Annotated in this window: 14 protein-coding genes and 1 pseudogene; 2 read left to right on the top strand and 13 right to left on the bottom strand. The window is 39.2% G+C overall.

Translation table 11 applies throughout. The annotated features are described in order from the left end of the window. Window positions 1-44: 44 nt before the first annotated feature. The 5 genes from cvfB to rplK all read right to left on the bottom strand — a co-directional run bounded on the left by cvfB (window position 45) and on the right by rplK (window position 3,802). Window positions 45-899 carry an RNA-binding virulence regulatory protein CvfB gene (cvfB, locus tag H8787_RS04055; protein ID WP_187328290.1) on the bottom strand — a complete coding sequence of 285 codons (855 nt, stop codon included), beginning with the start codon at window positions 897-899 and terminating at the stop codon, window positions 45-47. Window positions 900-1,011: 112 nt separating this feature from the next. Further along, entirely contained in the window at window positions 1,012-1,569 is a 558-nt protein-coding gene (gene frr / locus H8787_RS04050; RefSeq protein ID WP_003069936.1) for a ribosome recycling factor, read from the bottom strand. A gap of 3 nt (window positions 1,570-1,572) precedes the next feature. Beyond that, complete coding sequence (gene pyrH / locus H8787_RS04045) at window positions 1,573-2,313, bottom strand: UMP kinase (RefSeq protein WP_003069937.1); 741 nt, start codon at window positions 2,311-2,313, stop codon at window positions 1,573-1,575. A 284-nt stretch (window positions 2,314-2,597) separates the two neighbouring features. Further along, window positions 2,598-3,287, bottom strand: a complete 690-nt coding sequence (gene rplA, locus H8787_RS04040; RefSeq protein WP_003073378.1) for a 50S ribosomal protein L1 — start codon at window positions 3,285-3,287, stop codon at window positions 2,598-2,600. Between the two features lie 89 nt (window positions 3,288-3,376). Beyond that, complete coding sequence (gene rplK, locus H8787_RS04035) at window positions 3,377-3,802, bottom strand: 50S ribosomal protein L11 (protein ID WP_003025466.1); 426 nt, start codon at window positions 3,800-3,802, stop codon at window positions 3,377-3,379. Between the two features lie 161 nt (window positions 3,803-3,963). Between rplK and H8787_RS04030 the strand changes: the two genes are divergently transcribed. Beyond that, on the top strand, window positions 3,964-4,317 hold the full coding sequence (locus H8787_RS04030; RefSeq protein WP_039676792.1) for a DUF3397 domain-containing protein: 354 nt from the start codon (window positions 3,964-3,966) through the stop codon (window positions 4,315-4,317). Window positions 4,318-4,333: 16 nt separating this feature from the next. On the opposite strand, the gene H8787_RS04025 is transcribed toward H8787_RS04030, so the two are convergent. The 3 genes from H8787_RS04025 to H8787_RS04015 all read right to left on the bottom strand — a co-directional run bounded on the left by H8787_RS04025 (window position 4,334) and on the right by H8787_RS04015 (window position 9,558). Further along, entirely contained in the window at window positions 4,334-6,712 is a 2,379-nt protein-coding gene (locus tag H8787_RS04025; RefSeq protein WP_187328289.1) for a cation-translocating P-type ATPase, read from the bottom strand. A gap of 252 nt (window positions 6,713-6,964) precedes the next feature. Then, window positions 6,965-9,262, bottom strand: a complete 2,298-nt coding sequence (locus H8787_RS04020) for a DNA translocase FtsK (protein ID WP_187328288.1) — start codon at window positions 9,260-9,262, stop codon at window positions 6,965-6,967. A gap of 86 nt (window positions 9,263-9,348) precedes the next feature. Further along, a complete protein-coding gene (locus tag H8787_RS04015) occupies window positions 9,349-9,558 on the bottom strand; it encodes a PspC domain-containing protein (RefSeq protein ID WP_003032121.1) in 210 nt (69 codons plus the stop codon). A 706-nt stretch (window positions 9,559-10,264) separates the two neighbouring features. On the opposite strand from H8787_RS04015, the gene H8787_RS04010 reads away from it, so the two are divergent. Next, a complete protein-coding gene (locus tag H8787_RS04010; protein ID WP_187328287.1) occupies window positions 10,265-11,065 on the top strand; it encodes a peptidylprolyl isomerase in 801 nt (266 codons plus the stop codon). A gap of 188 nt (window positions 11,066-11,253) precedes the next feature. Here the strand turns inward: H8787_RS04010 and H8787_RS04005 are convergent, their stop codons facing one another. The 5 genes and pseudogenes from H8787_RS04005 to H8787_RS03985 form a co-directional block, all read right to left on the bottom strand. Next, window positions 11,254-12,795: an ABC-F family ATP-binding cassette domain-containing protein gene (locus H8787_RS04005; RefSeq protein ID WP_187328286.1), complete on the bottom strand. Its 1,542-nt coding sequence runs from the start codon at window positions 12,793-12,795 to the stop codon at window positions 11,254-11,256. A gap of 111 nt (window positions 12,796-12,906) precedes the next feature. Beyond that, window positions 12,907-13,215, bottom strand: a pseudogene (locus H8787_RS04000) (hypothetical protein). A gap of 17 nt (window positions 13,216-13,232) precedes the next feature. After that, window positions 13,233-13,925, bottom strand: coding sequence for a 5'-methylthioadenosine/adenosylhomocysteine nucleosidase (locus tag H8787_RS03995; RefSeq protein ID WP_003069954.1), 693 nt, complete (start codon window positions 13,923-13,925; stop codon window positions 13,233-13,235). 53 nt (window positions 13,926-13,978) lie between these two features. Beyond that, window positions 13,979-14,287, bottom strand: coding sequence for a cell wall synthase accessory phosphoprotein MacP (gene macP / locus H8787_RS03990; protein ID WP_003034247.1), 309 nt, complete (start codon window positions 14,285-14,287; stop codon window positions 13,979-13,981). Between the two features lie 10 nt (window positions 14,288-14,297). Continuing rightward, window positions 14,298-14,849 (bottom strand): NUDIX hydrolase, encoded by a 552-nt coding sequence (locus H8787_RS03985; RefSeq protein ID WP_187328285.1) that lies wholly within the window; start codon window positions 14,847-14,849, stop codon window positions 14,298-14,300. Window positions 14,850-14,855: the final 6 nt, after the last annotated feature.

The raw sequence follows: 14,855 nt of genomic DNA, 5'->3' as shown, positions 1-14,855 counted from the left end.
CTCTTTACTCTATCACAACTCTTGGGAAAAGACTGATTGGCATCTCAAACCAACTCCGTCCCACTTGCATCTTGCTTGATTTTGCCAGCTTTCATCAGACCGCCTAAAGCTTTTTTAAACTGTCCTTTGGAAATGCCAAAGGTAGTCTTTATATCCTCTGGGGACGACTTATCATTCAAAGTCATAAAGCCTCCTTGACTTTCTAGATATGTCAGAATCATTTGAGCATCATTTTCCAGCATCTCAAAAGAGCGAGGTTTGAGTGAAAGATTGAGGGTACGATCAACTTCCCGAAAGCCAATCACCCGCACATCTAGCACTTGACCGAGACGTGGCTCGGTATAACGTTCGCTGGGGTGGATAAAGCCCAGCATATTATTCTCCGGCAGATAAACAAAGGTGCCAGAGAGTTTGAGTCGATAAACAATGGCTGGCCAATTTTGATTTTGCATATTATTGTATGCAGGACGCGCTAAGCGCTGAAAATCCTCCTGATAGGCCAAAAGTCCCCAGATTCGGTCTTTTTTATCGACATCTAGGCGAATATAAAGCTGATCCCCTTTTTTTGGCCAGAGTTCTTTTATCTCCGGCAAGATGTCCAGCGACACTACGATTTGCTTATCCGGAAGTCCTGTGTCGACAAAGACCCCCAGATCTTTGCGAACTTCTGTTACCATCCCCCAACCAAAAGTCGTCTGAGTTGCTGTGACTTCGAGAGTCGTCAGGCGAAGTCTCTGTTTCATATCACTATAAGCAAAACCTTTGACCGTTTCTCCTAGCTGATACTTACCTTCTTCTTTAGCTAAAGCATAAGTCTGACCATCCTTTTGAACAAAGTAAAAGCGATCGTTTTCATCGGTTACTAGACCTGTTATAAATGTTGCAAGATTTGTATTCATTTTTCTCTTTCTATCATTTAAAGGAGCATTGCTTCAGCTCCCTTTCAAAAGAAACTCAGCTAGCCAAACTAACTGAGTTTTAGTTTTTCATTTTCAATCATGGAAAGAAACATCACACTTCAAGCAATTCTTTTTCCTTAGTAGAAGTCATTTCATCGATGTGTTTAACAGCGTCATCCGTTACTTTTTGAATGTCTTTTTCAAGACCTTTCAGTTCATCTTCAGTAATTTCTTTTGCTTTTTCTTGCTTTTTTGCTTCATCCATAGCATCACGGCGGATATTCCGGATAGCAATCTTAGCATTCTCTCCAACTTTTTTTACTTCTTTAGCCAAATCACGACGAGTCTCTTCCGTCAAAGCAGGAATGACGAGGCGGATAACAGAACCATCACTAGCAGGTGTAATACCCAGATCAGAAGCATTCAAAGCACGTTCAATATCTTTGATAGATGATTTATCAAAAGGTGTTACCAATAACACGCGCGCTTCTGGAATTGTGATAGAAGCAATTTGATTGAGTGGAGTTTCCACTCCATAGTATTCTACTGTAATGCGATCTAAAAGACTAGCATTCGCACGCCCAGCACGAATACTACCAAATTCACGCGCTAAACTTTGGTGTGATTGGGTCATTCTTTCTTTCGCTTTTTCTACAATTGCATTTGCCATAACTTAATCCTCTTCTTTTTCTACATTATTTGAAACAGTTGTTCCGATTTGTTCTCCGAAAACAACCCGTTTAATATTACCAGATTCGTTCATATTGAACACAACAAGGTCAATATCATTGTCCATTGAAAGGGTAGAAGCTGTTGAATCCATAATCCGCAATCCTTTGTTAATCACATCGCGGTGAGTCAATTCATCAAACTTCACAGCTGTCTTATCTTTCTTTGGATCTGCATTATAGACCCCATCAACACCGTTTTTCGCCATAAGAATCGCATCAGCTTCAATCTCGGCCGCACGAAGGGCAGCTGTTGTATCCGTTGAGAAATAAGGTGAGCCAACACCGGCACCAAAAATGACGATACGACCTTTTTCCAGATGGCGAAGTGCTCGTCCACGAATGTAAGGTTCTGCCACTTGCTGCATTGCAATCGCAGTTTGGACACGAGTATCCACACCTACTTGTTGCAATGAATCAGCCATCACCAAAGCATTCATAACGGTCCCAAGCATTCCAGTATAGTCAGCCTGCACACGATCCATTCCTGCTTCTGCCGCAGGCTCTCCACGCCAGAGATTCCCACCACCGATAACAAGGGCGATTTCAATACCCAAATCATGCACTTCCTTGATTTCCTCTGCCATTTTTTGAACGGTTGAAATGTTAATTCCTATCCCTTTCTCACCAGCAAGAGCTTCACCTGATAACTTGATTAAAATACGTTTATATTTCGGGACTACCATTTTTACTCTCCTTATTTTATCTGTACTATTTTACCATAATTTATAATTTTTATATAGTCCTATTTTTTAAAATATCAAAATTAACAAAAGAAATTTAGTTTTTTTGACTGTCTCCTACTTCAATAATGTATGTAGCATATCCTTTTTTCTCTTAATAGATTAATTGATTTATTCCAAAAACGTTGTTGCTTTTATCTACTGTTTTTATCAGTCTGATAAACTCCATTTTAATATGAGTTATTCATAAAAAACCCTATCCATCGATAGAGTTTTTATTTCTTAAATTAAAGCGAGTTGACATCAACCTTAATACCTACACCTTGAGTAGTAGTGATAGTAAGATTTGTCATGTATGTTCCTTTTACAGTAGCTGGTTTTGCTTTGGCAATCACATCGTGGAATGCTTTAAAGTTTTCAACCAACTTGTCAGCTTCAAATGAAACTTTACCAATAATAGCTTGTACGTTACCTGCACGGTCTGCGCGGTAAGTAATCTTACCCCCCTTAGACTCTTCAACTGCTTTTGCAACGTCCATTGTTACAGTACCAGTTTTAGGGTTTGGCATCAGGTTACGAGGACCAAGGACACGTCCAAGGCGACCTACAAGTGCCATCATGTCAGGTGTAGCGATTACCACGTCAAAGTCCAACCAGCCGTCATTGATTTTTGCAACGAGATCATCTTCACCAACAAAGTCTGCACCAGCAGCTTTTGCTTCTTCTGCTTTTGCACCGCGTGCGAAAACAAGCACACGCTGAGTTTTACCAGTTCCGTTTGGAAGAACCATTGCACCACGGATTTGTTGATCCGCTTTTTTTACGTCAATGTTCAAGTTATAAGCAACTTCTACAGTTGCGTCAAATTTTGCAAAGTTTGTTTCTTTTGCAAGTGCTACAGCTTCTTCTACACTGTATGCTTTTGTGCTGTCGATTTTTTCAAGAGCAGCACGAAGTTGTTTGCTTTTTTTAGCCATTTTCTATTCTCCTTGTAAGTGGTTCAATCGATTTTCATCTCCCACGTCCTTCTCGTCTGATGAAGTCTTGCGGGTTTGGGTGTTATTGATTAGTCAACAACAGTGAATCCCATAGAACGAGCAGTACCTTCGATCATACGCATTGCAGACTCAAGGTTTGCAGCGTTCAAATCTGGCATCTTCGTTTCAGCAATTTCTTGTACTTGTGCACGAGTAACTGTTGCAACTTTCGTTTTATTAGGTGTACCTGATCCTTTTTCGACACCAGCAGCTTTTTTCAAAAGAACTGCAGCTGGTGGAGTCTTTGTAACGAAAGTAAATGATTTGTCTTCGTATACAGAGATAACAACTGGAATAATCATGCCAGCTTGATCAGCTGTGCGAGCGTTGAACTCTTTTGTGAATCCCATGATATTGATACCGGCTTGACCAAGCGCAGGACCAACTGGTGGAGCTGGAGTAGCTTTACCAGCAGGGATTTGCAATTTTACAAGTTTTTCGACTTTTTTAGCCATTTTTAAATCCTCCTTTGTGGTTTTGGCGGCAATTAAAGATTTTTACCTCCCACAAGTATGCTCATGCATACCTTTCTATTATACACTAAAACTGCTAAATTGCAAGAAAAAATACGAAAATTTTTTCTATCTTTCTCCAGTTTTTATGGTAAAATAAACTTATGACATTATTAAAAATAGCTTCTGTTTTATTTATCTTTTTAACTATTATTTTAACTATTATTATCACCAAATTATTTCGTCTGAAACAATTTGGCTTAAATTTTGCAGATTTGGCCTTTCCACTTCTCGTGCTAGAATTCTATGTCATCTCAGATAAAGCTTTCTATCACAGCTTATTGCCAGAGCTGACTTTAGCGCTCTCTGCCTTAGCAATTGCTATTACCGTTTATTTTCTTAGAGTTAAACGCAGTTTTTACTATCCCAGATTTTTTAAATTCTTCTGGCGAGCTGGTTTTATTTTGACCTGCTTTCTATATCTCGCTATGGTGATTGGTTTGTTTTTATCAAAATGAAAAAATATCGGAAGTTTTAGATTTCCGATATTTTTTTTGCTGCTTGATATCTGTTCAACCATTGATCACATGTAGCAAATAATCGATTACTAATATATTGAAAGAATCTCATTAGCGATTCTAACATTAAAGAGAGAATGATTGTGAGGATAATGGTGATAGGTGAGATTTTAGATAAAGAAAAGATAGAGTGAAATAATAATCCTGAAACTATTAACCCAATAATATTAAAAAGTACTATCGTCGTTTTCATTCGATTGAGTGGCTGGATTAGTTTTATGATAATAATAAAACCAACTACGGCTAACAAGATAACTGAAGAAGTTGCAACTTCTTGCGTAGATAATCGAAAAATTCGACCGCACACCATGACAATCAAAACGGCTAGCAAATCAACAAGCGCTGCCGGTATAGCATTCTGCAAAACTGTTCTAATAAAACGCCCCCGAATGCGTTGTTTATTCGGTTCCAGAGCTAACATAAATCCCGGAATCCCAATCGTAAATGCACTAATCAAAGAAATTTGGGAAGCTTGTAATGGATAAGTAAAAGCAAACAAGCTAGATAAAATAGCTAGCGAAATGGAAAAAATATTTTTTACAAGAAATAAGCTAGCAGAGCGTTGAATGTTATTGACAACTCTGCGTCCCTCTGTCACAATGTGGGGCATATGTGAAAAATCAGAATCCAGCAGAACAACTTGTGCAATTTGCTTAGTAGCATTATTGCCAGATTCCATAGCAATGCTGCAATCTGCTGTCTTCATCGCTAAGATATCATTTACACCATCCCCTGTCATGGCGACTTTGTGCTGATTGGCTTGAAGCGCTTGAACAAATTTTTGTTTCTGTTGAGGAGTTACTCGACCAAAGATAGTATATTTTTCAACTGCTTGAGTGATTTTTTCATCAGTATCTAACGTTTGTGCATCTATATAATTATCTGCATGAGGAATCTCTGCTTTGGCAGCAACTGCCGCAACTGTGACAGGATTATCTCCTGAGATAACTTTAACTTCCACACCTTGAACATTAAAATATGAAAATGTTTCAGCCGCATTTTCTCGAATTGGATTTTCCAAAAGGATAAATAATAGTGGTTCTATCGTTTGAGTTAACTCACCTGTAAATGGTTGTTCTTTTGACTCAGCAAAAACAAGAACCCGCGTTCCACTTTCTGCATACTTTTGGATATAGCTGCGATATTCTTCCAGTTTTTCTTTTAATACAAATTCTGGAGCTCCTAAAATAAAGGTTCCCTCGTTAAAGCAAATGGCACCAAATTTGTTTTTTGAGCTAAACGGAAAGGTTGACAATACAACCCAAGACTCTTTTGCTATTTCTGACACAAAAAAGTTTCGAATCGCTGCAATCGTTTCATTCTCATCTGGACTTGCAGCGAGATATTGTTTAAGGGCTTCGCGTGAGGTATTTTCGTTTTGATGGACAGAAAAAATTTGTGTGACCTTCATCGTATTTTCCGTAATGGTCCCAGTCTTATCTACACATAAAACATCCACACGAGAAAGAGACTCTATCCCTTTCATGCTATTTAACAAAACTTTCTGTCTCGCCAGACTAACCGCTCCTAAAGCTAAGGCTAAAGTCATCAACAGGTAGAGACCTTCTGGAATCATACCAATAATCGCCCCTACTGTAGAGACAATACTAACCTGAAAACTTTCATGATTGGTCACATAGCTTTGGAAAAATAAGATGAGTCCCAAAGGAATAATCAAAAATCCAATCGCCTTGACCAGATTATTGACAGAATGAACCATTTCAGATTCTTCTTTTCCAGATACTTCCTTGGCTTTCAACGTTAGTTGATTGATGTAAGAATCATCGCCTACTTTTTCTAAACGAGCATAAGCTTTGCCAGATACGACAAAACTACCTGACATGATGGTGTCATTTTCTTTCTTTACAATTTCGTCAGCCTCACCAGTTAATTGTGCTTCATTGACCCTCAAACCACCTGATACAAGGCAAGCGTCTGCATAAATTTGGTCACCTGAGGAAAAAAGAACGATATCATCTTGTACTAGATCTTTCGTGTCTAGCTGAACTTCTCTTCCGTCTCGCATGGCAATTGCCGTATTGTGATGAAGCAACTGCATTTTACTCAATATTTTTCTAGCTCTTAATTCCTGAACAATTCCAATCAAAGAATTAATAATAACAATAGGTAAAAAAAGTAAATTATTCCATGATTGTACAATAACTAGCAACACAGCAAGGACAAAAAATATAAAATTAAAATAAGTAAACACATTCGACTGAATGATTTGCCAAGTTGTTTTTTCCGTGCTAACCGTTACTTCGTTGACCAAGCCTTTTTGGACGCGTGCTTTAACTTCTTTTTGACTAAGCCCTGTAAGTATCTCTTTTGACATATAGCCTCCATTTACAAGTCATGATCTAATTTTATCAAAAAAGTCGAGTTTAAACCGTAGAAAAGTTACAGAATTGAAAAACATGAGATTTTCCATACTTTTTCTACAGAACTTTTGAAAGTTGATGAAAAGAAGCGATTCTACAACAAAAATGGCTTTTTTCATAAGAACATTTGTTTCAATCAAACAAATTAGAAAATCTTCTTATCTCAACCTCAAGGAGTATAAACTTTTCAATAGCACAGTCCATTTTTAGTTGTTCAATAACACTTTTCTTGGCTTGGTTCCTTCTGCTGGTCCGATAACACCAGCAGCTTCTAGCTCTTCCATAAGCCGAGTTGCACGATTAAATCCGACAGACAATCGACGTTGGAGCATTGAAGCACTGGCCTTTTGAGTTTCTATAACTAAAGCCTTGGCTTCTTCAAAGAGTGGATCTCCTTGTTCACTCTCGCTACCTGAATCCATATCATTTTCAGATACTTCTCCCGGGTCAAAATTATCATCATAATCAGCTTCTGCCTGATTCTTGACAAAGGTTACAATGCGCTCTACATCTTCATCAGAAATGAACGATCCTTGCAGACGAACAGGATGATTTTCATCAATCGGCTTAAAGAGCATATCCCCACGTCCCAAGAGTTTCTCAGCGCCATTTTCATCTAGAATCGTTCGACTATCGGTTCCGCTAGAGACAGCAAAAGCAATTCGTGACGGAACATTTGCCTTGATGAGTCCAGAAATAACATCAACTGACGGACGTTGGGTAGCTAAAATCATATGAATCCCAGCTGCTCGTGCCTTTTGCCCTAAGCGAATAATGGCATCTTCCACTTCTTTGCTAGCTACCATCATGAGGTCTGCCAACTCGTCCACAATGACCACAATCAAAGGAAGAGGAATTTGTTTATATTCCGGTTGACTTGCATTGTATTCAGCTACCTTAGCATTGTATCCTGCAATATTGCGAGCACCGACCTTAGAAAAGAGCTCATAACGATTTTCCATTTCATCTACCACTTTTTGCAAAGCTCGACTCGCCTTGCGAGGGTTGGTCACAACAGGGATAAGCAAGTGAGGAATATCATTATAAACAGACAATTCAACCATTTTAGGATCGACCATCATGAACTTGACTTCATCTGGTCGTGCTTTCATGAGAATACTAGCAATAATGCCATTGACTGCAACAGATTTCCCTGAACCAGTCGATCCTGCTACTAGCAAGTGAGGCATTTTTGCCAAATCAAACGTCCGAACAGATCCATTGACGGCTTTTCCTAGAGGAATTTCGAGGAATTTCTTATCATCTGTCTTAGACTGTTCCCAGAGTTCACGGAAAGTGACCATCGCAATCTCTGAGTTTGGTACTTCAATTCCGACCAGAGATTTACCTGGAATGGGTGCCTCAATCCGCACATCTTTAGCGGCCAAAGCCAAAGCTAAATCGTCAGAAAGATTGGAAATACGATTAACCCGCACGCCGACAGCTGGTTTAACTTCATACTTAGTCACAGATGGTCCGATTTCAGCTCGTTCAACAGTAGCACGAATACCAAAGCTAGCAAAGGTTTCTTCTAAAATCTTGATATTTCCGCGGACAATTTTCTTTTCTTTTGATTGATTTTTAGGCTTATCAGGCGCAAACAAATTGATCGTTGGCAGTTTGTAATCGAAACTTTCTTTAGGAGTGAAATTCACTTCCACATCTTCATCTATATCATCTTGCTGATCTTCTTCGTGTGATTTCTCAGTTATATCCTCATCATAATCGTAGATTTCCGGTTCTCCCTCTTCAAATTGAATCGGAGTATGCGCCAAAACATCATCATTTAAAATTTCTCCCATTTCAGGATCAATTTGAGATTCATCTTGCTCCATCTGAATAGCATTCATTGTTTCCTGTGCAGCTTTTTCTTCTTTCTCCACAAATCGTTGTTGGCGCTTCGCTTCCCGCTTTTCATTCCATGTATGATAAACTTCACTTAATTTTTCAAAAATATCATAAATTGAATATGGACTGATAAGAAGGAAACCTAACAATATCAAGAGAACACCAATAAAGTAAGAACCAATATTTGAAAATAAAAAGGCCACAGGAGCATAAAGAGCAGCTCCTAATAAACCGCCACCAGCAAAAGTACTGACTTTAAATGAGCTTAAATCTGTTAAAATCCGTGACAAGGTTATACTCAGAACCTGCTCTTTTAAATTTAAAATATTTACAAAATAAGCTTGAAATATGAGTAGAAAGCCAATAAAAATACTGAAAAAGCCTGATTTATAACCTTCATGCTTATTGACCCACTTAAAAAAGAAAAGATAAATGAGACTACCTATAATAGCTATATAGGCCAAACTTCCTACTAACAATCGAATAAGGTTGTAAAGAGTGATTCCAACGGCACCCCATTTTAAGGCTGCAAAAAGAAGCAAAAAAGCAACTCCGAAAGTTACTAACATCCTTCGAATAGCTTTTTGACGCTCTAATTCTGCTTTTGTCGGCCGTCGTGTTGTTCGGCCTTGTCTACTATTTTTCTTATTTGCCATAACCTTTATTATATCATAAGTTAGCTGCTAATCCAATGAAAGAAAAAAGCAGAAGTTCCATGTTTCCACTTTTTAAACAACATTGCTTACTTCCAAATCACATCATCATTCCCATCATCTTCTGGCAAGACAAACCACAAAATCAAGTAAGGGATCAGACCGATTCCATATACAAAAAATGCTACTCCCCAGATTAGTCGTACAATGGTAGGATCAATGTCAAAATAATTTGCAACACCTGCACAAACACCCGCAATTTTTTTATTTCGCACGTCTCTTGTCAATCTTTTAGCCATTCTCTATCCCTCCTTTATAGATTTATTATAACATAAAATGTTTATCATTAAATTAATCTAATAAAGAATTTCCGTATACTAATTGTCAAAAATTCATCGTCAGCAGGATTAAAAACATTACTTTTGCAATCGACCTAGAATAAAGTGAGAAATTGGTCCAACAATCAGAAAATTCAAAAGAAAAGCTACAATAAAATTGGTTAGCCAAGTTCCTAGATAATTGGCTAGTGAAAGCGGTACGCTATTAAAAAATATACCATAAAAAGGCATCGGTGAAACCATGATCAGAACCATACCACCTGAAACAAGAATAATTTTCTACCAAGTTTTATGGCATTCCGTTAAAAATTTAAAAGCAAGTTCTTTTACAACGGATTCTGCTACAAGTAGGTCCAAGAAAAAAGCGATAAACAATCCTGGCACATATCCCATTGCTAAATGAATCCCCCAAAAATGCCCTACAACAGCCAACTACAAAATGCTCATTTCCAAAACCCTCATGCTACACATGAGGACTGTAAAAAATAATGATTTCCTAAAATTCTTAGGCAGCAAATGCCTCATTTCTTTATTGCTAAACGCTGTTTTAGTACAAAAAAAGAGCCCGATAGTGCCTTTTAGTTAGCATAGATAACCCTCAAAAGATTTGAAAAATTAGCTTGTTTATAGTAAAATGTGAATAGTTTTAAATTCAGAAAGGACATGTATGAAAAAATTACTCATTTTAGCATTGGCTGGAGCCTTATTTTTAACAGGCTGTGGCAGCATAAAAAAAGCTATTCGGGGAAATGAGACTTCGGGATCAAGTACAACAACATCCAGCTCAGATACCACAGATAAATTAGCTGAAGAACGAAAAAAAGTATTGACAGATAAGAATATCTCTTTCCCACAATTGTCTGATAAAGTCGCAGATAATGAAGCACAAGTGAAAATAACAACGACGGAAGGTGCTATCACTCTAAAACTTTTTCCTAAATATGCTCCGCTGGCTGTAGAAAATTTCTTGACTCATGCTAAAGAAGGTTATTACAATGGCTTGATTTTCCATCGTGTCATCAAAGATTTTATGATTCAAACAGGAGATCCCCTAGGAAATGGTACTGGCGGGGAATCAATTTGGAAAGGAAAGAATGAAAAGATTGATTCTGGAAGCGGATTTAAAACAGAGATTTCTCCTTATCTCTACAATATCCGTGGTGCGTTATCAATGGCTCGTTCTTCAGATCCAAATTCTAACGGTAGCCAATTCTTTATCAATCAAAACAATAAAGATAATTCTAGCAGACTATCAAGCGATGCTTATCCTGAAAAAATCATTGAAGCCTATAAAAAAGGGGGGAATCCTAGCTTAGACGGCGATTATACAGTTTTTGGACAAGTTACTTCTGGTATGGAAGTTGTAGATAAAATTGCTACAACAGAAACCAGTGAAAACGATAAACCTAAAAAAGAGATTAAAATTGAGAAAATTGAAATCATCAAAGATTATACATTTAAGAAATAAAGACAAAACAGAGTCTGGAACAAAAATGTTCCAGACTCGTTTGCTTTCTATACACAGTAGTTAAGTGGGCTCTAATGCGCTAATGTTTCATCTTTTACAGACCTACTAGACCTTGCAGAGGTGAGATGGTAAAATCGATTTCTTACGAAATACCGATTTTTATCCCACCCCCCCCGTTTTGTTTATTCTTACGTTAATTGATTAAAATCCCAAATCTGATCCATCCAGCCTTCATAGAAATCAGGCTCGTGGCAGACCATGAGAATGCTGCCCTTGTATTCTTTCAGAGTTCGCTTCAGCTCTTCCTTGGCATCTACATCCAGGTGGTTGGTCGGCTCGTCCAGCACCAGAACATTATTTTCTCGGTTCATGAGGAGGCAAAGGCGAACCTTGGCCTGCTCCCCTCCGGATAGGACTTGAATCTGACTTTCGATATGCTTAGAAGTTAGACCACATCTAGCCAGAGCTGCTCGAACTTCTGCCTGATTAAGAGCTGGGAAGGCGTTCCAGACTGCTTCGAGCGGTGTCTGACGATTGCCACCTTCGACTTCCTGCTCGAAATAGCCCAGCTCCAGATAGTCACCACGCTCGACTTGACCAGCTATTGGAGGAATGATACCTAGCAAACTCTTTAGCAGGGTGGTTTTTCCAATCCCGTTCGCCCCTATGATAGCCACCTTCTGATTGCGCTCAAAAGTCAGATTAAGAGGCTGGGTCAGCGGACGGTCATACCCAATCTGCAAATTCTCAGCCTGAAAGATAAAACGACCAGGCGTGCGAGCAGATTTGAAGTCAAAGGAAGGCTTGGGCTTTTCACTCTGCAGCTCAATAATGTCCATCTTATCCAGCTTTTTCTGACGGGACATTGCCATATTCCGAGTAGCTACACGGGCTTTGTTGCGCGCTACGAAGTCCTTGAGGTCTGCAATTTCCTTCTGCTGACGCTCATAAGCTGCTTCCAGTTGAGATTTTTTCATTTCATAGACTTCCTGAAACTGATAATAATCTCCAGAATAACGAGTCAAATGCTGATTTTCCACATGGTAGACGATATTGATCACATCGTTTAAGAAAGGAATATCATGCGAGATCAGAACAAAGGCATTTTCATAGTTCTGTAGGTAGCGCTTAAGCCAGTCAATGTGCTCAACATCCAGATAGTTGGTTGGCTCATCCAAGAGTAGGATATCCGGTTTTTCAAGAAGCAGCTTAGCCAAGAGAACCTTGGTCCGCTGCCCACCAGATAGCTCTGTCACATCACGCTCCATACCGTAGTCCATGACACCCAGAGCTCGTGCGACCTCGTCAATCTTAGCATCTAGAGTATAGAAATCTCGACTCTCCAAGCGATCCTGTAGCTCGCCCACTTCCTCCATAAGACCATCAACATCGACTCCTTCCTCAGCCATGCTCATATAGATTTCATTGATGCGGGCCTCAGTTTTGAAAAGCTCGTCAAAAGCTGTGCGCAAGACATCGCGGACAGACTGGCCTTGATCCAACACAGCATGCTGATCCAGATAGCCAGCAGTTACATATTTGGACCACTCAACCTTACCCTCGTCTGGTAGCATTTTCCCTGTCACAATGCTCATAAAGGTTGACTTACCTTCACCATTAGCACCAACCAAGCCAATATGCTCACCCTTGAGCAGACGGAAGGATACATCCTCAAAAATAGCCCGGTCACCAAAACCGTGGCTGAGATTTTTTACTTCTAAAATACTCATCTTTTCTCCTCTATCATTGATTGCAGTTCCTTGATTATACCATCAAAAGGGATTTTTTGGCAAGACAGAAGAAAAGGAAAAGCGAGCAACTTAAGTCTCGCTTGCTTGTTCTCAATTCGCATGATAAGTATGCTTAGTAATCCACTGGGTCAGTTTGATATTAAGCCAAAAACCATAAATACCAAAAGTAACAAGCGTCAAGACCCACCACTTAATCCAATTTCCAAAAAGCTGTATTGCAGTACCGTCAAAATAGAGACGGTGCCCGTCATTGACCGTATGCTTTACCTTCCAATTATATAGGATACACATGCCTCAAGGTGCACAGATACCCAGCGTCAAAACTGTAATCAAGATAGCTAAAATAGCATGACCAATGTAAGAAAATAGACCACCACCAAAATAAGACTCTTTGTACATACTATCTCCTCCCCTATTTAAACCAACTCTTTCAGAAACTGAATCAGGGTTTCTGCTGAGCGTTTCCCGGCTTCAAGAATGAACTCATCAAAAGTAACATTAGCATCATGACTAGCTGTGTCACTCATAGCCCGAATAACCATAAAAGGTAGGCCAATCGAGTGAGTAGCTTGGGCAATAGCAGCGCCTTCCATCTCGACAGCTAAGACATCTGGAAAATGCTCCTTGATGCGATTAATCTTATCTTGACCGGCAACAAAGCTGTCACCTGTCGCAATCAAACCAACACGACTCGTCTGATGTGTCTTTTCCAAAACTTTCTTCATTTCAGCAACCAGATAGCGACTAGCTTCAAAATAAAGCGGCTGCCGTGCCATTTGTCCGTATTCATAACCAAAAGCTGTTACATCTACATCGTGGTATACTAGACGGTCAGCAACTACAATATCGCCGATTTCCAACCCTTCGGCTACCGCTCCAGCAGAACCTGTATTGATGACAGCTGTCACTTTAAAGTCATTGACCAAAACAGCTACACTCATAGCAGACATGACCTTGCCGATGCCGCTTTCTACCAGCACAACTTCATGTCGACCGATACTTCCTGTATGGTAAACATGCCCCAAACGTAAGTGTTTTTCAGCATTTTCTAAGTTTTCCACTAAGATTTTTAATTCCTCAGGCATAGCTGCAATAATTCCGATTTTCATTATTTCCTCTCATTCTATCATAAAAAAAGCGAAAGTCTAAGCTTCTCGCTTTTTTATAGCCAAATAATAGCAGCAATCAAAGCCATCAAAAGCAGGACAATCCAAAATAAAATTTTGTTTAATTTCGCTTGAAATACTCCACGTTTTGCATTTTCAATGCGTCGGCTTTTGGTTACCGTTGGTTCCACATCAATTTGCAGCGTATCTTGATTGAAGCCACTATTTTGAGAGGAATAACCAAACTGGCTTCTAGTCGTTTTTAAAATTTTGGTTTCTTCCTCATCATGCAAAGGTGGACCTGAAATATCTTCACCACGATTTGCCCTTTCAATCATTTCATCTGTTAATAAAGGTCTTCCCATGAGCATCCCCCTATCTTCGATTTGTTTTCATTTCCCAATACTGGAGTGCAATGATGGTTTTGGCGTCACAAATATCACCACTAGCAAGGAGCGCTTTCGCTTCTTCCAATGTCACTTCATAGAGTTCTAAAGTCTCGTCCTCATCTTGTGGACGAGGATTTTCAACTTTTGTCAAGTAGCTAGCGCTATAAAGTCGGATTCGCTCATTGCAAAAGCCAATCGCCGAATAGAAATCATAGAGCAACTCCAATTCACCTGTATAGCCGGTCTCTTCTTCCAATTCACGCAAAGCAGCAGCTTTAGGATCCGCATTTTCACCGACTTCTAACTTGCCTGCCGGAATTTCATAAGAGGTTGCTTCAATAGCTTTGCGGTACTGCTTGACCAAAATCATTTTGTCTTCTGGGGTTAATGCAATAACTGCCACAGCTCCATTATGAAAAATCAAATCACGATAAGCTGTACCTTTCCCAGCCGGTAGCTGAACTTTATCCTTGACAAGGTTAAAAATAGGACCTTGATAAATTTCTGTTCGTTTTAGCGTTTTTTCTTCAAAATCCATAGCCGT

It is taken from the genome of Streptococcus sp. NSJ-72 (genome assembly GCF_014334035.1).
In the GTDB taxonomy this organism is placed as follows: domain Bacteria; phylum Bacillota; class Bacilli; order Lactobacillales; family Streptococcaceae; genus Streptococcus; species Streptococcus constellatus.
The sequence above is the reverse complement of the archived record's forward strand: the minus strand, read 5'-3'. Positions and strand labels throughout refer to the sequence as shown.